The sequence below is a fragment of the Streptomyces sp. NPDC051636 genome, from assembly GCF_044453765.1.
Taxonomy (GTDB): domain Bacteria; phylum Actinomycetota; class Actinomycetes; order Streptomycetales; family Streptomycetaceae; genus Streptomyces.
Genome location: NZ_JBITDA010000001.1, coordinates 231,268 through 248,275, shown reverse-complemented (window position 1 = coordinate 248,275; position 17,008 = coordinate 231,268). Strand labels below are relative to the sequence as shown.

Annotated in this window: 19 protein-coding genes and 1 pseudogene; 14 read left to right on the top strand and 6 right to left on the bottom strand. The window is 70.8% G+C overall.

Annotated elements, in window-relative coordinates; translation table 11 throughout:
- Positions 1 to 26 precede the first annotated feature (26 nt).
- Entirely contained in the window at positions 27 to 1,463 is a 1,437-nt protein-coding gene (locus ACIBBH_RS01165; protein WP_399400641.1) for a regulator, read from the bottom strand.
- 247 nt (positions 1,464 to 1,710) lie between these two features.
- Here ACIBBH_RS01165 and lipB point away from each other — a divergent pair, with 247 nt between their 5' ends.
- The 4 genes from lipB to ACIBBH_RS01145 all read left to right on the top strand — a co-directional run bounded on the left by lipB (position 1,711) and on the right by ACIBBH_RS01145 (position 4,822).
- The gene (gene lipB / locus ACIBBH_RS01160; protein ID WP_399400639.1) at positions 1,711 to 2,508 is read left to right on the top strand and encodes a lipoyl(octanoyl) transferase LipB; all 798 of its coding nucleotides are present in this window, start codon (positions 1,711 to 1,713) and stop codon (positions 2,506 to 2,508) included.
- A 151-nt stretch (positions 2,509 to 2,659) separates the two neighbouring features.
- Positions 2,660 to 3,649: a lipoyl synthase gene (gene lipA, locus ACIBBH_RS01155; protein WP_399400637.1), complete on the top strand. Its 990-nt coding sequence runs from the start codon at positions 2,660 to 2,662 to the stop codon at positions 3,647 to 3,649.
- A gap of 213 nt (positions 3,650 to 3,862) precedes the next feature.
- Positions 3,863 to 4,060 (top strand): hypothetical protein, encoded by a 198-nt coding sequence (locus ACIBBH_RS01150; protein ID WP_386574392.1) that lies wholly within the window; start codon positions 3,863 to 3,865, stop codon positions 4,058 to 4,060.
- A gap of 60 nt (positions 4,061 to 4,120) precedes the next feature.
- Positions 4,121 to 4,822, top strand: coding sequence for a DUF4191 domain-containing protein (locus ACIBBH_RS01145; protein ID WP_399400634.1), 702 nt, complete (start codon positions 4,121 to 4,123; stop codon positions 4,820 to 4,822).
- A gap of 95 nt (positions 4,823 to 4,917) precedes the next feature.
- Here ACIBBH_RS01145 and ACIBBH_RS01140 read toward each other — a convergent pair whose 3' ends face one another.
- On the bottom strand, positions 4,918 to 5,385 hold the full coding sequence (locus ACIBBH_RS01140; RefSeq protein ID WP_399400632.1) for an RDD family protein: 468 nt from the start codon (positions 5,383 to 5,385) through the stop codon (positions 4,918 to 4,920).
- A gap of 223 nt (positions 5,386 to 5,608) precedes the next feature.
- Between ACIBBH_RS01140 and glnA the strand changes: the two genes are divergently transcribed.
- Both glnA and ACIBBH_RS01130 read left to right on the top strand, forming a co-directional pair.
- Positions 5,609 to 7,018, top strand: coding sequence for a type I glutamate--ammonia ligase (glnA, locus tag ACIBBH_RS01135; RefSeq protein WP_399400630.1), 1,410 nt, complete (start codon positions 5,609 to 5,611; stop codon positions 7,016 to 7,018).
- A 368-nt stretch (positions 7,019 to 7,386) separates the two neighbouring features.
- Positions 7,387 to 8,457 carry a PP2C family protein-serine/threonine phosphatase gene (locus ACIBBH_RS01130; RefSeq protein ID WP_399401456.1) on the top strand — a complete coding sequence of 357 codons (1,071 nt, stop codon included), beginning with the start codon at positions 7,387 to 7,389 and terminating at the stop codon, positions 8,455 to 8,457.
- A 186-nt stretch (positions 8,458 to 8,643) separates the two neighbouring features.
- Here the strand turns inward: ACIBBH_RS01130 and ACIBBH_RS01125 are convergent, their stop codons facing one another.
- Positions 8,644 to 8,883, bottom strand: coding sequence for a hypothetical protein (locus ACIBBH_RS01125; RefSeq protein ID WP_399400628.1), 240 nt, complete (start codon positions 8,881 to 8,883; stop codon positions 8,644 to 8,646).
- 270 nt (positions 8,884 to 9,153) lie between these two features.
- Between ACIBBH_RS01125 and ACIBBH_RS01120 the strand changes: the two genes are divergently transcribed.
- The 3 genes from ACIBBH_RS01120 to ACIBBH_RS01110 all read left to right on the top strand — a co-directional run bounded on the left by ACIBBH_RS01120 (position 9,154) and on the right by ACIBBH_RS01110 (position 11,041).
- Positions 9,154 to 9,411 (top strand): hypothetical protein, encoded by a 258-nt coding sequence (locus ACIBBH_RS01120; RefSeq protein WP_399400626.1) that lies wholly within the window; start codon positions 9,154 to 9,156, stop codon positions 9,409 to 9,411.
- Between the two features lie 122 nt (positions 9,412 to 9,533).
- Entirely contained in the window at positions 9,534 to 10,454 is a 921-nt protein-coding gene (gene htpX, locus ACIBBH_RS01115; protein WP_399400624.1) for a zinc metalloprotease HtpX, read from the top strand.
- Positions 10,455 to 10,456: 2 nt separating this feature from the next.
- Positions 10,457 to 11,041 carry a hypothetical protein gene (locus tag ACIBBH_RS01110; RefSeq protein ID WP_399400622.1) on the top strand — a complete coding sequence of 195 codons (585 nt, stop codon included), beginning with the start codon at positions 10,457 to 10,459 and terminating at the stop codon, positions 11,039 to 11,041.
- A 19-nt stretch (positions 11,042 to 11,060) separates the two neighbouring features.
- Here ACIBBH_RS01110 and ACIBBH_RS01105 read toward each other — a convergent pair whose 3' ends face one another.
- Positions 11,061 to 11,333 carry a hypothetical protein gene (locus tag ACIBBH_RS01105; protein WP_399401454.1) on the bottom strand — a complete coding sequence of 91 codons (273 nt, stop codon included), beginning with the start codon at positions 11,331 to 11,333 and terminating at the stop codon, positions 11,061 to 11,063.
- An 88-nt stretch (positions 11,334 to 11,421) separates the two neighbouring features.
- Between ACIBBH_RS01105 and ACIBBH_RS01100 the strand changes: the two genes are divergently transcribed.
- Entirely contained in the window at positions 11,422 to 12,225 is an 804-nt protein-coding gene (locus ACIBBH_RS01100; protein ID WP_399400620.1) for an alpha/beta hydrolase, read from the top strand.
- Between the two features lie 70 nt (positions 12,226 to 12,295).
- Entirely contained in the window at positions 12,296 to 13,480 is a 1,185-nt protein-coding gene (locus tag ACIBBH_RS01095; RefSeq protein WP_399400618.1) for a winged helix DNA-binding domain-containing protein, read from the top strand.
- 71 nt (positions 13,481 to 13,551) lie between these two features.
- Here ACIBBH_RS01095 and ACIBBH_RS01090 read toward each other — a convergent pair whose 3' ends face one another.
- On the bottom strand, positions 13,552 to 13,806 hold the full coding sequence (locus ACIBBH_RS01090) for a hypothetical protein (protein ID WP_399401452.1): 255 nt from the start codon (positions 13,804 to 13,806) through the stop codon (positions 13,552 to 13,554).
- Positions 13,807 to 14,045: 239 nt separating this feature from the next.
- On the opposite strand from ACIBBH_RS01090, the gene ACIBBH_RS01085 reads away from it, so the two are divergent.
- The 3 genes from ACIBBH_RS01085 (at position 14,046) to ACIBBH_RS01075 (ending at position 16,074) form a co-directional block, all read left to right on the top strand.
- Positions 14,046 to 14,825 (top strand): SDR family NAD(P)-dependent oxidoreductase, encoded by a 780-nt coding sequence (locus tag ACIBBH_RS01085; RefSeq protein ID WP_399400616.1) that lies wholly within the window; start codon positions 14,046 to 14,048, stop codon positions 14,823 to 14,825.
- A gap of 65 nt (positions 14,826 to 14,890) precedes the next feature.
- Positions 14,891 to 15,253, top strand: a complete 363-nt coding sequence (locus tag ACIBBH_RS01080) for an arsenate reductase family protein (RefSeq protein WP_399400614.1) — start codon at positions 14,891 to 14,893, stop codon at positions 15,251 to 15,253.
- 119 nt (positions 15,254 to 15,372) lie between these two features.
- Positions 15,373 to 16,074, top strand: coding sequence for a hypothetical protein (locus tag ACIBBH_RS01075; RefSeq protein ID WP_399400612.1), 702 nt, complete (start codon positions 15,373 to 15,375; stop codon positions 16,072 to 16,074).
- Between the two features lie 3 nt (positions 16,075 to 16,077).
- Here ACIBBH_RS01075 and ACIBBH_RS01070 read toward each other — a convergent pair.
- Positions 16,078 to 16,933: pseudogene (locus ACIBBH_RS01070) on the bottom strand (alpha/beta fold hydrolase).
- Between the last annotated feature and the right edge of the window lie 75 nt (positions 16,934 to 17,008).

Sequence of the window (17,008 nt, the reverse complement as noted above, 5' to 3'; positions counted from 1 at the left end):
CGAGGGTTCCGGGGCCGGGAGGGGGCTCACCCGAGAGCCGCGACCTTGTCGCGGTAGCCCCGCACCGGTGCCGCGTCCTTGTAGGGCTCCAGCCGGCGTTCGAAGTCCCTGACGTACTCGATCGCCCGGACCGAGCGCATCTCCGCCGCCTGCCCGGCCGCCTCCGCGCCCAGCGCGCAGGCCTGGTCGAGTTCGCCGAGGCCGAGGCGGGCGGTGGCGAGGACGACCCGGCAGAACAGCCGGCTGCGGGCGTACGAGGGGGCGCGCAGCTGCAGGGAGCGCTCCGCGTGCTGGGCGGCGGCGCGGAACTGCTGCAGGTCCCGGTGGCAGTGCCCGAACTCGTCGGCGAGCTGCGCCTCGTCGAAGAAGCGCGCCCAGAACGGCACCTCGTCCCCGGGCCGGGCCGCCTCCAGGGCGCGCTCGGCCCGTACGAGCGCGCCGGTGCACGCCCGCACCTCGCCGAGCACGCCGTGGGCGCGTGCTTCGGCCGCGTGCAGCAGCGCCTGCACGACGGGCGGCGCGCTGGTGCCGACCCCCTGCTGTGCCACGCGGGCCAGCTGGACGGCCTCCCGGCCGTGCCCGAGGTAGACGGCCTGGCGGCTCATGGTGACCAGGACGTAGGAGCCGTAGGAGCGGTCCCCGGCCGCCTGGGCGAGCCGCAGCGCCTGCACGAAGTAGCGCTGGGCGAGTCCGTGCGCGGCGATGTCGTACGAGGTCCAGCCCGCGAGCCGGGTGAGGTCGGCGGCGGCGGCGAACAGGCGGCGGCCGGTCTGCTCGCCGTAGGTGCCGCGCAGCATCGGCTCGCACTCGTGCTCCAGGTAACGCACCAGGGCCTGGCGGGCGTGGCCGCCGCCGTAGGCGTCGTCGAGGGTGCGGAAGAGCTCGCCGACCGAGCGGAGCGCGGCGATGTCCCCGGAGGTCACCCTCTGGCCGAGGCCGCGCTCGGCCTGGCTCCGCTGGCGGGGCACGGCCGGGCGGCCCTGCGCGGGCACCCGGGCGGGCGGCTCGCCGCGGGCCACCTTGTCGTCGGGCCGGCCGATCAGCCAGTCCCGGCTGGGCACGACGAGGCCGGCCGGGGTGAAGGCGATCTTGCGCAGCTCGGCGTGGCTGCCGGAGTCCTTGCGCCACAGCCCGCTGACGATGTCGACGGCCTCCTCGGGGCTCGCCGCGAACTCCAGGCCCGCGTAGACCGGCGCGCAGGCGTCCAGGCCCAGGTCCTGGGCGGTCAGGCGGCGGCCGAGGCGCCGGGTGAAGACCTCCGCGATCAGCGCCGGGGTCGTGCCCCGGGGCTGCTGTCCGCGCAGCCACCGGGTGACCGATGTCTTGTCGTATCTGAGGTCCAGCCCGTGTTCGAGCCCGAGCTGGTCCACGCGACGGGCCAGACCCGCATTGGAGAACCCCGCTTCTGCGATGAGCGCGGCGAGCTGGCGGTTGGGGGTGCGCTGCGCGGGTCGGTCCGTCATAGTGCGGTGCGGTCTCCTGCCTTTCGAACCCAAGCAGCCTGGCCGCTTGTGCCCGGATTGCCTGTGAGCAGCCCTTATGGCCTCGTGAACGGCGCGAATGTAGCGGAGAGTAAGCACGTGCTCGCACGCTTCAGTGTGCATTCATCCGATCGTGTGAGGATTGCCCGCAAGGCTGACGCCAAGCGGTCGGACGTACAGTGGCGTGGGCGCGTTTCGTGCCTTACGAGTTTCTAGGGAGGCGCTTGCCGTGAGTGGGTTGCGGTTCGTCCGCATGGGATTCGGTGCCGAGGCCGTGGACTACCAGGTGGCCTGGGACGAGCAGCGCCGGGTGCACGCGGCGCGGTTCGCCGACGAGGTCCCCGACACCGTACTGCTCCTCGAACACCCCCCGGTCTACACGGCGGGCCGCCGCACCGAGGACAGCGAGCGCCCGCTCGACGGCACGCCGGTCATCGACGTGGACCGCGGCGGCAAGATCACCTGGCACGGCCCCGGCCAGCTGGTGGGCTACCCGATCCAGAAGCTCCCGCGCCCGGTGGACGTGGTCGCGCACGTACGGCGCCTGGAGGAGGCGCTGATCCGCACGTGCGCGGAGTTCGGCCTCGAGACCACCCGGGTCGAGGGCCGCAGCGGGGTGTGGGTGCTGGGCGACCCGGTGGAGCGGCGGCCGGCGCTCGGCGGGCTGTCACTGGACTTCGACCCGCGTCTGCACGACGAGGAGTTCGACCCCCGGCTGAACGGCCCGGATTACGCCCCCTCCAACGCCGGCCAGCGCCGTGAGGACCGCAAGATCGCGGCGATCGGCATCCGGGTCGCCAAAGGTGTCACGATGCACGGCTTCTCGTTCAACGTGAACCCCGACAACCGCTGGTTCGACCGGATCATCCCGTGCGGGATCCGGGACGCGGGGGTCGCGTCCCTGGCGAGCGAACTCGGGCGGGACGTGACGATCGAGGAGGTGCTGCCGGTGGTCGAACGGCACCTGAGGGACGTACTGGAGAACGCGGACCTGAAGCCGCGAGTGATCGAGAAGACGTCGGCGTAACCAGCCCGTCCGGCGTTCGAGGGCAAGGCCGTTCAGGCCGGAGCGGGGGCCTGGGGCAGCAGTCCCCAGCAGGCCGGCACCCACGCCGGGCCACTAAATCAACGGGCGTACCCTGGGTGACGCCGAAGAATCAATCGCTAGGGAGCCGGTCGTGTCCGCAGTCGCACCCGACGGACGCAAGATGCTGCGCCTGGAGGTCCGCAACAGCCAGACCCCCATCGAGCGCAAGCCCGAGTGGATCAAGACCCGGGCGAAAATGGGTCCCGAGTACACGAAGATGCAGAACCTCGTGAAGAGCGAGGGCCTGCACACGGTCTGCCAGGAAGCCGGCTGCCCGAACATCTACGAGTGCTGGGAGGACCGCGAGGCGACCTTCCTCATCGGCGGCGACCAGTGCACCCGGCGCTGCGACTTCTGCCAGATCGACACCGGCAAGCCCGAGGCCCTGGACCGCGACGAGCCGCGCCGGGTCGGTGAGTCCGTGGTCACCATGGACCTGAACTACGCCACCATCACCGGCGTCGCCCGCGACGACCTGGAGGACGGCGGCGCCTGGCTGTACGCCGAGACCGTGCGCCAGATTCACCAGCAGACGGCGGAGCGCGAGGGGGGCCGGACGAAGGTCGAGCTGCTGGCCCCCGACTTCAACGCGGTCCCGGAGCAGCTGGCCGAGGTCTTCTCCTCCCGGCCCGAGGTCTTCGCGCACAACGTCGAGACGGTCCCCCGGATCTTCAAGCGCATCCGTCCCGGCTTCCGCTACGAGCGCTCCCTGAAGGTCATCACCGAGGCGCGTGACTACGGCCTGGTCACCAAGTCCAACCTGATCCTCGGCATGGGCGAGACCCGCGAGGAGGTCAGCGAAGCGCTCAGGCAGCTGCACGACGCCGGCTGCGAGCTGGTCACCATCACGCAGTACCTGCGCCCGAGCGTCCGTCACCACCCCGTCGAGCGCTGGGTGAAGCCGCAGGAGTTCGTGGAGCTGAAGGAGGAGGCCGAGCAGATCGGCTTCTCCGGCGTGATGTCCGGCCCGCTGGTCCGCTCCTCCTACCGCGCGGGGCGGCTGTACCGGATGGCGATCGAACAGCGTCACTCGGCTGCCCCCCAGCGGGGCGGCGCGCACGTCGTCTCCCGGACTGGGTGAATTCACGCACAAGCAGCTACCGGCCAGTAATGACCGAATGGACGCGGTCCTGACCGTCCTCGCTGATGAGGGCGTACGTCGGGGCCGCGTCGGCGCATTGGTGACGCGAGTCAAGGTTTCATTCCTGTTTGACCGGTCGGTCACGCCCTGGTAACACCAATCAGTGACCCTGGAATCACAGCCCGTACACCCGCACCGAGGGGGACCTCCACCATGCAGGCCGCGCCCGTTCGCGCCACCGCGATCCCGTCCTTCACCGACGCGCTCCGCGCCGTGGAGTCGCTGCTCATGAGCGGGGGCCAGCGCACCGCCCGCCGCAACGCCTGGACCTCGGTCCTCGAAGACCGCCGTCGCGCCAAGGACAGGGTCGAGGCGCAGCGTGTCCTGGAGCAGGCCGCCACCCGCTCCTGAGTCCTTCCTCACCGGACACCGCCGTCGTGACCGCTCCCGGAGCCACGTAGACTTCGGGGCATGGCGAGGAAGGAAACCGCAGCGGACGCTGCGAACCCCGGGCGACTGAAGCAGATCGCCCTTACCTACAAGATGACCCGCAAGGCCGACAAGAAGATCGGTCTTGTACTCGCAGCCGTCGGCATCGGCATCCTCGGTGTCTTCCTCGCGATCGGCTTCTTGATCGGGCACCCCATCTATCTCGGCCTCCTGGGCCTGTTGCTCGCCTTCCTCGCGACGGCGATCGTGTTCGGCCGCCGGGCCGAGCGGGCCGCGTTCGGTCAGATGGAGGGTCAGCCGGGCGCCGCCGCGGCCGTGCTCGACAACATCGGCCGGGGCTGGACGACGACCCCCGCGGTGGCGATGAACCGCAGCCAGGACGTGGTGCACCGCGCGGTCGGCAAGGCCGGCATCGTGCTGGTCGCCGAGGGCAACCCGAACCGGGTGAAGAGCCTGCTGGCCGCCGAGAAGAAGAAGATGGCCCGCATCGTCGCGGACGTACCGGTGCACGACGTGATCGTCGGCACGGGCGAGGGCCAGGTCGAGCTGAAGAAGCTGCGCACCACCCTGCTGAAGTTCCCCCGCGTCCTGACCGGCCCCCAGGTGACCGCCACCAACGACCGGCTGCGTGCCCTGGGCGACCTGATGAGCAACATGCCGCTGCCGAAGGGCCCGATGCCCAAGGGCATGCGGATGCCGCGCGGCGGGCCGAAGGCCCGCTGACTCTCCTCGTACGAGGAAGGGGGCGCCCGGATCACTCCGGGCGCCCCCTTCGTCGTACGAGAACTGGATCCGTCGAGAACTGGATCCGTTGAAATCTAGATCCGTACTTCCACGGTCCGCGCCAGCCGGTCGTGCAGCCCCCGCCCGTCGCGGTCCCAGATCAGGGCCGGGATCGCCAGGCACAGCAGGGCCGTGCGGATCAGGGAGCGCAGCGGCTGGACGCGGCCGGTGTCGACGGCGACGACGCGGAGGCCGAAGAGGCGCTTGCCGGGGGTGAAGCCGACCGTGCCGACGGTCAGGGCGGCCATGACGAAGAAGACGAGCAGGGCCCAGTTACTGGTGGCCGGGTTGTAGCCGTGCGTGATCAGGCCGTATGCGATCAAGACACACATCGCCCAGTCCACGGCCAGCGCTCCGAGCCGCCGTCCCGGGCCGGCGATCGAGCCCGGCCCCTCCTCGGGCAGACCCAGTTGCTCGCCCCGGTATCCCAAGTCGGCACCGGCGTCCTCCAGGGCCGCGCGCGGCCCGGAGAGCCACGATCCGATTGCTCGCCTGTTGTCCACCCGTCCACGGTACTGCGCCCGCATATGCCCGCCGGATGGCGGGGTGTCGCCGGGACCCGCCGGGGCTACGGTGGAACCAGGACCGGTTAACTTCCGCGAAACAAATGGGTCACGCTCGAGAAATCACCCGTCCCTAGGGTCGAGGTCAGCGTGTGCCACCGCACTGGCCGCACGAACGAACTACCACCCCGGCACGGGAACGGCCGGGAGTAGGAGGAGCTGGATGTTCCAGAACGCCGACGAGGCCAAGAAGTTCATCGCGGACGAGGACGTCAAGTTCATCGACGTCCGGTTCTGCGACCTGCCGGGCGTCATGCAGCACTTCACGGTGCCCGTCGAGGCGTTCGACCCGGACGACGAGCTCGCCTTCGACGGATCCTCGATCCGTGGCTTCCAGGCCATTCACGAGTCCGACATGGCGCTGCGCGCGGACCTGTCGACCGCCCGGGTCGACCCGTTCCGCCGTGACAAGACCCTCAACATCAACTTCTTCATCCACGACCCGATCACGGGCGAGCAGTACTCCCGTGACCCGCGCAACGTGGCGAAGAAGGCCGAGGCGTACCTCGCCTCCACCGGGATCGCGGACACCGCGTACTTCGGTCCCGAGGCCGAGTTCTACGTCTTCGACAGCGTCCGCTTCGCCACCAGCGCGAACGAGTCCTTCTACCACATCGACTCCGAGGCGGGTGCCTGGAACACCGGCGCCCTCGAGGACAACCGTGGCTACAAGGTCCGCTACAAGGGCGGCTACTTCCCGGTCCCGCCGGTCGACCACTTCGCCGACCTGCGCGCCGAGATCTCCCTGGAGCTGAACAAGGCCGGCCTGCAGGTCGAGCGCCAGCACCACGAGGTGGGCACCGCCGGCCAGGCCGAGATCAACTACAAGTTCAACACGCTGCTCGCCGCCGCCGACGACCTCCAGCTCTTCAAGTACATCGTGAAGAACGTGGCCTGGCGCAACGGCAAGACCGCGACCTTCATGCCGAAGCCGATCTTCGGTGACAACGGCTCGGGCATGCACGTCCACCAGTCGCTGTGGAGCAACGGCGACCCGCTGTTCTACGACGAGCAGGGCTACGCCGGCCTGTCCGACACCGCCCGCTACTACATCGGCGGCATCCTCAAACACGCCCCGTCGCTGCTGGCCTTCACCAACCCGACGGTGAACTCGTACCACCGTCTGGTGCCGGGCTTCGAGGCGCCGGTGAACCTGGTGTACTCGCAGCGCAACCGCTCGGCCGCGATGCGTATCCCGATCACGGGTTCCAACCCGAAGGCCAAGCGCGTCGAGTTCCGCGCGCCCGACTCCTCCGGCAACCCGTACCTGGCCTTCTCGGCCCTGCTGCTGGCGGGCCTGGACGGCATCAAGAACAAGATCGAGCCGGCCGAGCCGATCGACAAGGACCTGTACGAGCTCGCCCCCGAGGAGCACGCGGGCGTTCCGCAGGTGCCGACGTCCCTCCCGGCCGTCCTCGACTCCCTCGAGGCCGACCACGAGTTCCTGCTCGCCGGTGACGTCTTCACGTCCGACCTGATCGAGACGTGGATCGACTACAAGCGTGCGAACGAGATCGCTCCGCTGCAGCTGCGTCCGCACCCGCACGAGTTCGAGCTCTACTTCGACGTGTGATATCGCCCCAGGTCAGAGCGGGTAACTGCGCTCCTGGGCCGTCTGTGGGCCGTCGGCCGGCTCTCCCAGCGCGGGAGAGCCGGCCGACGGCTTTTCCGGCTCCAGGTCGGTCTTAAGGCTGTGGACGAGGCGGGGGCGGTGCGGCGTCACAGCCTCAGGTCCGGGGAATCAGCACAGGTCGTCGGCTGGATGCCCTGCCAAGCGTGATCGGACTGTACATGGGCCGTGCCGGTCCCCGTGGTGCCAAAGGACGGTGGGCTGGGGTGGAGCCATGGGCTTCAGCGAGGCAGGCTTGGTGCATGAACTGGCTCTTGCGCTCACCCCCGGTGCCAGGAGCAGGCGGTCATAGCCGGGTCCTCTTGACGCTGATGCAGTGTGTGCCCTATCTGATCGCGCTGGCTGTGCTGGTCATCGAACTCACGCCTGCGCACTTCATCTATACCGGCCCCTTCCTCACCGCGGTGCCGGCGCTGGCGGCAGTGACGTTGGGGCCCAGGGGCACCACTGCGGCGGCGGCCCTGGCGCTGGCGATCAGTGTGACCACCGCGACCTATAACGGGGCATGGGGCACCCTGCAGGTCTACAGCAACTTCCTGGCTCTTGCCCTGGTCTCCGTGGCTGGTTTCATCACCAGCCGCGCTATGCAGGAGCGCAGGCAGAGAGAGCTCGACCAGGTCCGCCGGATCGCCGTGGCGGCCCAGGAGGTCGTGCTGCGACCCGTGCCCGCGCGCCTGGGGCCAGTGTCGGCCGGCAGCCTGTGCCTTGCGGCCGGGACCGGGGCACGGGTGGGCGGTGATCTGTACGAGGCGGTACAGACGCGGTACGGCGTCCGGATGATCGTCGGGGACGTCCGGGGCAAGGGACTGTCCGCGGTGCGAGCCGTCGCGGTGGCGCTGGGCGCGTTCCGGGAAGCCGTGCACTACGAGGAGGACCTGGTAGAGGTCATGAACCGCTGCTCGGCTGCGCTGCGACGGGAACTCGCCGTGCCGGGTGCGTATGGCCAGGAGGTTCTGCTGGAGGGGTTCACCACGGCGCTCATCGCGCAGGTGCCGGACGAACCCGTGGTGCAGCTGGTCAACCGCGGACATCCGCCACCGCTGCTGCTGCACCGGGGCAGGACTGCACCACTGATGCCGAGCTTGCCGTTGCCGCCTCTCTGCCTCGAAGACCTCATCACCGACCTCCCCCTGAAGCCTGAGAGCTATCCGTTCGTCCCCGGTGACCGCCTGTTGCTGTATACCGACGGTGTGATCGAGGCCCGCAACCGCGACAGCGAATTCTTCGCTCTGTCGGAGGCCATGGAGGGGATAGGCGTCGGCACCACGCCACCGGAGTTCCTGGAGCAACTGCACCAGGCGTTGATCCGCCACACCGGTGGCGACTTGACCGACGATGTGGCGATGATCCTGGCTGACCGGTTCGACGGCCATGACCGATGACAGCAGACAACGACGACATCCGTGCTGGCCAGAACAGCAGTGCCGTCGGTCTGCCAAGGTGACCGAGCGAGGCCACCACTTCTTCGACGTGTGATCCCGGCTACGCGCCTGATGCTCGACGCGCCTGAAATGGGAGAGGGCCGCCACCTGCGAATCTGCGGGTGGCGGCCCTCATCACTACCGCCTTCAGGCCACGACGATCACCACGACGGCACCGTTGTCGAAGTTGTTCCGGTGGTCGAAGCCGAAGCCGCAGTCGTCGTTCCACCAGCGATGGCCACCGCGATCGAAGCAGCCGAAATTGGTGGGAGCCTGGGACGGGACGGCTGCCGAGGCCGTACCTGCCGCGCCGATCGTGGCGCCACCGGCCATCAGAACGCCGATCGCGGACACCGCGAAGAGACGCCTCGCGCGTTGTGCTTTCATGAGTAAACCTCCTCCCATCCCCTCGTGCGGTTCTTGGGGCACGAGACGGATGGCCGCGGCCGCAGGGCGAAAAGTCCGGCGCGGTCGTAGGTGTTGCCGCCTGGAAAAAAGAAGCAGGCCCGGGTACAGCCCGCATCGCGGCTCTCACCTGTAGAGCCTAGTCGCCCATCGACCACCCGGCATCCCGTGCAACCTTCCGCCCTTCCCAGGCTTCCTACACTCGGGGGATCATCCCTCCTGACCCTGCCGGACGAGAGAGGTTGAACGGGGATGACAGAACAGGACGACTGGGAGCGGGAATTCGACCACAAGTGGGCGAGCTCGGCCGAGCACAAGGAGCCCTCGGCCCGGGCCCGGATGCTCGCCGCCCGCTGGAAGGAGAACCCGCCGAACCCGGCGCCCTTCCGTGCCGACCCGGACCCGGTCCGGCCGCGCCGGTCGTCGTGGATATCGACGGCCGTGGTACTGGGCTGCGTGGCCGCGGTGATCGTTCTGCTGGGGTACGCCCAGATGCGCGCCTACCGATAGCGGCCGCACAGGAACTCACAGGGTCCTTTTGCGGCTCCTGGGGCCGTTCGGAACCGCTTCATGGGAATCCGCAGGTGCACACTGGACAGCGGGGCGAGTGCCTGACTGCGGGGTGATGCAAGATGCAGAGCCGCTTCCGGAGCGACCGGCGGCTGACCGTGCGCATGGGGATCACGCTGTTCCTGCTCGGGTTGTTGTACGTGGGGTTCGTCGCCGCGTTGATCGTGTTGCTGAAGTCCCTGGTGCTGGTCGTGGTGATCGCGGCGGCGCTGCTGGGCGCGCAGTACTGGTTCTCCGACCGGATCGCGCTGTTCGCGATGCACGGCCGGGTGGTGGAGCGGGAGGAGTATCCCGGGCTGCACGCGGTGATCGACCGGCTGTGCGCCATCGCGGACATGCCGAGGCCGGTGGTCGCCGTGTCCGACATGGACATGCCGAACGCGTTCGCGACCGGGCGGAACGCCGACAACGCCGTGGTCTGTGTGACCACCGGGCTGCTCCGGCGGCTGGAGCCCGCCGAGCTGGAGGGCGTGCTCGCGCACGAGCTGTCGCACGTGGCGCACAAGGACGTCGCCGTGATCACGGTCGCGTCCTTCCTCGGCGTGATCGCAGGCCTGATCGTGCGGTTCGCGTTCTACTCGGGGTTGTTCGGCGGGGGCCGCAGGGACCAGAACACCGCCGTCGTGTTCGCCACCGTGATGACGGTGTCGGCGGCCGTGTACGCCATCAGCTTCCTGCTCATCCGGGCCCTGTCCCGCTACCGGGAGCTGGCCGCGGACCGCGCGGCGGCGCTGCTGACGGGCCGTCCCTCGGCGCTGGCCTCCGCGCTCACCAAGGTCTCCGGCGACATCGCCCGGATCCCGACGAGCGACCTGCGCACGGCCCAGGCCTTCAACGCCTTCTACTTCACTCCCGCGCTGGGCGCCGAGCCCGGGCTGTCCCGGTTCTTCTCCACCCACCCCAGCCTGGAGCAGCGGCTGGAGCAGCTGGGCCGGATCTCCGGCGAGCTGGGTGAGGCGGCGCGGCCGGGCAAGGCGGGCTGAGCATGGGGTTCCTGGACATCCTCCTCGGCCGTACGAAGCCCGCCGCGCCCGACCTCGACCAGCTGTTCGCGCTGCCCTCGGCGGCCGTGACCCTCCAGGCCGCGGCCGGGTTCACGCCCACCGGGGGCGGCGCGGTGTGCTTCGCCACGGTCGAGGGCGCGGTCTTCGAGCAGACGCACCAGGAGGTCCAGGCGCTCCTCGACGCGGACGCCGACCGCACCGGCCCACCGGTGGAACTGCGGCAGGACGACTACGGCTACTCCTGGCTGGTCTCCCAGCGCGCCCCCGACCAGCTGCCCCAGCTGGTCAACGACCTGCACGCGGTGAACAGCTCCCTGGAGGCCAACGGCTTCGGCCCGCAGCTGCTGTGCTCCCTGGCCGGCTTCCAGGACGCCTCCGGACGCCGTCTCGCGCTGGTCTACCTCTACAAGAGGGGCACCTTCTACCCCTTCGCCCCGCAGCCCGGCACATCCCAACGCCGGGACAGCTCCCTGGAGTTGCAGGTGAAGGCGGCCCTCGCGAACGACCTGCGCATCGAGCAGGACCTGAGCCGCTGGTTCCCGGTGTGGGGAGCCCCCGGGCTGTGACCGGGGGCTCCCACGGGACCTACTTGCCCTTCGCCTCGCGCTCCTGGCGCCGGGCCTCGAAGGGACGCTCGCGACGGTAGCGGCGCTCCCACCTGGCCTGGCGGTCACGGCGCTCGCGGTACGCCTGGTACGTCGCGGGCGCGCCCGCCGAGTCCGCTCCGGCGGACGGGGATTCGCCGCGCCCGTACTGCAGGTACAGGAAGAGCAGGGCGACCGCGGCCAGCCACCACGCGTGGTTTCCGAATCCCAGGACGACCAGGACGACCGCCCCGGACATGACGATGGTGCCCATCATGGGCCTCCGTTTCCGTGGGTTCGCATCCAGCGTAGGGAGACGATCACTCGGTGTGCATCCCGTTTTCCGTGAGTGAATGAGCGCCATGAGTGAGCTCTCTTCCTTCACCCCCCTCACGTCTTTCACGTACGCCCACGACGGTGAACGTCTCGCCGGGGTCCTGGGCGGCGGGCCCGGGCGGGCCGCCGTCGTCCTGCTGCACGGCGCGGGCAACGGAAGCGAGGAGCGGTTGCGGCCGCTGCTCGCCGAGTTCGTCGCCCGGGGCTGCCGCGGGCTCGCCCTCGACTTCTCGGGGCACGGCAACAGCACCGGCGCGCTGCGGGAGCTGAGTCTGCGGCGGCGTTTCGAGCAGGCGGTCGCGGTGATCGACGCGCACGTGCCCGCGGCCGAGCCGCTGGTGCTGGTCGGCTTCAGCATGAGCGGCCAGACGGTGGCGGACCTCGTCCGGCACTACGGGGAGCGGGTGGCGGCCCTGGGGCTGTGCGCGCCCGCGGTGTACGCGCCTCCGGCGTGGGACGTGCCCTTCGGCGAGGGTGACGGGCGGTTCAGTGAGATCATCCGTACGCCGGGCAGCTGGCGCCGGTCGCCCGCGCTGGAGGCGCTCAGGGCCTTTGCGGGCCGGGCGGTACTCGCGGTGCCGGGCACGGACGCGGTCATCCCGCCGGAGGTGACGGAGGCCGTCCAGGACGCGCTGGCCGCGCAGGCGCAGTTCACGCGCTTCGAACTCCCCGACGCCGAGCACCGGTTGGGCCTGTGGTTCCGCGACCACGCGGACGACCGGCGGGACTTCGCGGACGCCCTGCTGACCGGACTCGGCGACCGGGGCTGGACGGCGAAACAGCTCCCCGAGGGCCGTACGATCACCGGGCTGCTGGGGCGGTACGCCTGAGCCGTCGCCCGTCAGGAGGATTGTCAGTGGGGTCGGCGAGGATGAACGCAGGCATTCAGCGGAGGTCGGGATGAGCGGCGGGCGGCGACGGCACATCGACGCGGCGGAGCGGCGGGCCCGGCTGGCCCTGCGCCACCACCTGGCCGGCACGGCGCGGGCGGCGGGCCCCGAGGAGGTCGCCGCCTCGCTGGTGGCGCTGCACGGCACGGACCCGGCGACGGTGTACCTGGCGGTGGGCGCCCGGCTGGCGGAGCCGGCGAAGACCGTGCCGGAGACGGAGCGGGCGCTGTACGAGGAGCGCACGCTGGTGCGGATGCACGGCATGCGGCACACGGTGTTCGTGTTCCCGGCGGACCTGACGGCCGTGGTGCACGCGTCGACGGGCCTGGACCTGGCCGCCCGGGCCCGCGCCACGCTGCTCAAGGACATGGCGAAGGGCGGGGCTCCGGACGCGGCCTGGCTGGCGGAGGTGGAGGCGTCGGCCCTGGCCGCGCTCGCCCGGCGCGGGGAGGCGACGGCGGCGGAACTGGCCCGCGACGAGCCGCGGCTGCGGGAGCAGTTCGTGTACGCGGCGGGCAAGAGCTACGAGGCGATGCACACGGTCTCCGGCCGCCTCCTGCGCGTCCTCGGCGTGGAGGGCAAGGTGGTCCGCGGCCGGCCCCTGGGCTCCTGGACGTCGAGCCAGTTCCGCTGGGCGGTGGCCCCCGCGCACCCCGAGCTCGACCCGGCCGAGGCCCGCGCCGCCCTGCTCCGCCGCTGGCTCACCGCCTGCGGTCCGGCGACCGAGGCCGACCTGAAGTGGTGGACGGGCTGGCGGGTGACGGACGTACGGGCCGCGCTGCGGGCGATCGCGGCGGAGACGGTGTCCCTGGACGAGGGCGTGGGCTACGTCGTCCCCGGCGACACCGGCCCCGTGACCGGGCCCGCGTTCCCGTGGGCGGCCCTGCTCCCCGCACTCGACCCCACGACGATGGGCTGGCAGGAGCGGGACTGGTACCTGCCGCCGGAGTTGCGGCCCCTCCTGTTCGACCGCAGCGGGAATGTGGGGCCGACGGTGTGGTGGGACGGCCGGGTCGTGGGCGGCTGGGCTCAGCGGGCGTCCGGGGAGATCGTCTGGCGGATCGTCGACGCGGGCGTGCGGCGCGAGGCGGAGTCCGCGGTGGCGGCGGAGGCGGAACGGTTGCGGAGCCGGCTGGGCGGCGCACGGGTGACTCCGCGGTTCCGGACGCCGGTGGAACGGGAGTTGTCGGCCTGAGGGGGCCGTCCGGCGGTTGCGGCGCCGCGAGTGCCGGGCACCCCGGGAGACCGGGGTACCCGGCGCCACGGTCACCGCGAGTACCGCATCAGCGCCCGCACCATGTGGCAGGTCGTGTCCGACGGCGGGTGGATGCCGATGCGCTCGGCCGTGCTCCGGATCGTCTCGTTGCGGGCCTGGTTCGGTACGTAGACGCCGGAGTCGAGCAGGGCGATGGCGAGGCGCATGGCCTTGAGGCGGCGGTTGTGGGTGACGTACCACTCGCGCGGACGCCCGGGGGGCAGCGGGCGCTTCATGACGGACGGGGCGGCAGCGGGCACAGGCATCCTCCTGTCGCGGTCAGGGCGCTCCACCGGGGACCCGGCGATGCCCTCGAACACTGCCTCCAGTTTACTGCCCGGCACTGACATCCAGGGAGCTGGAGCGGGCCAGCAAAGCTCCAGGTGTACAAGGGAATTGGTGCGGTGTAACACCTGGCCCGCGAGAGGTGCGTGAGGCGGCGTCAAATTCGAACAGAGCCGGTGGCGGGCACAAGGTGGCCCCGGAGCACGTCTAGGGTGCGGGCATGAGCTCGCACAGCTACCTCTCCGAACTGTTCTCGCTGGACGGCCGGGTCGCCGTGGTGACGGGCGGCAGTTCCGGCATCGGCCGGGCCATCGCCGGGGCGCTCGCGCGAGCGGGGGCGAGCGTGGTCATCGTGGCGCGCAAGGAGGCGGAGCTGGCCGCCACGGTCGACGAGCTGACGGCGGACGGCTGCCGGGCCGCCTGGGTGAGCGCCGACCTGAGCACCCGCGACGGGGTGCGCGCGGCGGCGGAGCGGGCGGCCGAGGTGTTCGGCGAGCCCGACATTCTCGTCAACAGCGCCGGGATCAACCTGCGGCCGCCGATGGGCGAGCTGGACGAGGAGGTGTGGGACGCCACGATGGCGGTGAACCTGGAGGCGCCCTATCTGCTCGGCCGGCGGTTCGGGCCCGGCATGGCCGAGCGGGGCTTCGGGCGGATCATCCACATCAGCTCCCAGCAGGCGCACCGGGCGTTCGTCCAGAGCGGCGCGTACGGGGTCTCCAAGGGGGCGCTGGAGTCACTGGCCCGCTCGCAGGCCGAGGCGTGGTCGCCGCACGGCGTCACCTGCAACACGCTGGTGCCCGGCTATGTCATGACCCCGCTCAACGCTCGGCTGTCGTCCGACCCGGAGAAGGTGGCGGCGCTGGCGGCGCGCACCATGGCCGGGCGCAACGGCCTGGCCGAGGATTTCGCCGGAGCGGCGGTGTTCCTGGCCAGTGGCGCCTCCGGCTACGTCACCGGGCAGGCGGTCTTCGTCGACGGCGGGTTCTCCGTTCACTGAGCCGGCGCCCGGGCCACCGGGAACCCCGGGTGGTCACCGAGGCCGGGACGGATACCGTGGGACCCATGGAAATCTGGATCAACCCGGCATGCTCCAAGTGCCGCAGTGCCATCAGCCTGCTCGACGCCGAGGGCGCCGAGTACACCGTCCGCCGTTATCTGGAGGACGTACCGAGCGAGGGCGAGATCAGGGACGTACTGGAGCGGCTCGGGCTCGAACCGTGGGACATCACCCGTACGCAGGAGGCCGCCGCCAAGGAGCTCGGGGTCAAGGAGTGGCCGCGGGACGACTCCGCGCGCGACCGGTGGATCGCCGCTCTCGCCGGGAACCCCAAGCTCATCCAGCGCCCGATCATCACGGCGGACGACGGCACGGCGGTGGTGGCCCGCACGGACGAGGCCGTGCAGGACGCCCTCTCCCGCAAGTGAAGGGCCTCAACTGCCCTGTGACACACGCCACTTCAGAAGACTCGTGTAAGCGCTGAGTAACCTCGTTCGGTATCTCGTACATAGCGGCGTACGCACCCCTACCTCTGCAGGAGGCGCGCATGTCGCGTAGGCGAAAGCTCGGTACGAAGAAGAAGATCGCGCTGCTGGTGAGTGCCGCGGCGGTGGCGGGAGGCGGGGCCTTCGCCATGGCGTCCACCTCGAACGCCGCGCAGACCCCGCAGAAGGGCAAGACCCTGTCCGCCGCGGACTCGACCGTCTGCCAGGGGCTGGCCACGGCCCTCGGCAACAACCAGAAGTTCATCGACGGTCAGAAGGCGAACCCGGACGCCCAGTCGCAGGCCCGGATCGCCAACCGCGAGGCGGTCATCGCGCAGATCAAGAAGCAGCAGGAAGCGTCGGGATGCGTCGTTGGGGAGTCGGCTCAGGACTCCCAGGCGACGCAGCCGGCGCAGGGCGCCGAGCAGTCCGCCCAGCCGTCCCAGACAGCGGCCGCGGGTGACGCGGGCGACGCGGCAAACACCGGCACCGGCGATGACGCTGCCGCCGCCTCCGGCCAGCAGGTCTGCAAGGGTTCCACCGTCACGCTCTCCGGCGAGGGCGGTGCCCCGGCCGCCTCCAGCAACCAGTTCCCGGCGGGGACCACGCTGAAGGTCACCAACCTGGACAACAACAAGTCCACGACGGTGAAGGTCACCTCGGTCTCCGGTAGCTGTGTGCTGCTCAACAACGCGGCCTTCGAACAGGTCCGGGAGCCCGGCAAGTTCCTGATCCGCCGTGCGGTGATCGAGAAGGTGGGGTGAGGCTCAGGCCAGGAGGAACCGCATGAGGTGACCGGCCAGGCCGTCGGGCGCCGCCTGCGGCAGCGCGTGGTGCGAGACCTCCGGAAGCACGACCGTCTCCACGCGCGGCAGCACCGCGGCGGCCCGGTCCGCCACCTCGTACGTGTCATGGGTCCTGCTGCTCCCGCCCAGGAGCAGCAGGACCGGCATGTCCAGGCCGCGCAGCGCTTCCGGCGCCGGGCGGGGCCCGGTCACCGGCTTCACGGAGGGGAAGCCGGCCGCCGCCTCCTGGAGGCGTAGCCAGTCGGGGTCCAGCGGGACGCCGCCGGTCTCCCATTCCAGGAAGGCGCGGACGCGGGCCGGCGTGGGGCGCAGCAGCATCGGCAGGGCGTGGAGCAGGTACGCCGCCTTGTACCCGGCGAAGCACTGGGTCGGGTCCAGGAGGAACAGGCGGCGTACCCGCGCGGGGGCGCGCACCGCGTGGTGCAGCGCGATCCAGCGCGCCGTACGAGTGCCCGCCGAGGTCCGTCTCCGCCACGCCGAGGCCGTCGAGCAGCGCGTCCAGCCACAGCGCCAGGTCGGCGACCGTACGGGGTTGACGGTCGGCGGCCACGGTGCTGCGGCCGGGGGCGCCGGCCAGGTCGGCGGCGAGGACCCGGCGGACCCTGGCCAGGTCGGCCACCTGCGCGTACCAGGACGCGGAAGTGGCCCCGCCGCCGCCCGGCAGGAGGAGCAGCGGGGGTGCGTCGCGCGGGCCGCAGGCGTGGACGTACGTCTCGCCGAACGGCGTCGCGACGGTCAGCGCCTCCCGCTCTGCCGGCCATTTCGCCATGACCTTGTCGTACGCAACCCGGAAGGTGTCACCGTCGTATCCGGCCATGCGACACCCCTATTATCTCGTTGAGCGAGATACTCGCTTGCCGTGATGATAACCGCACACCCCGAAGGACCACCG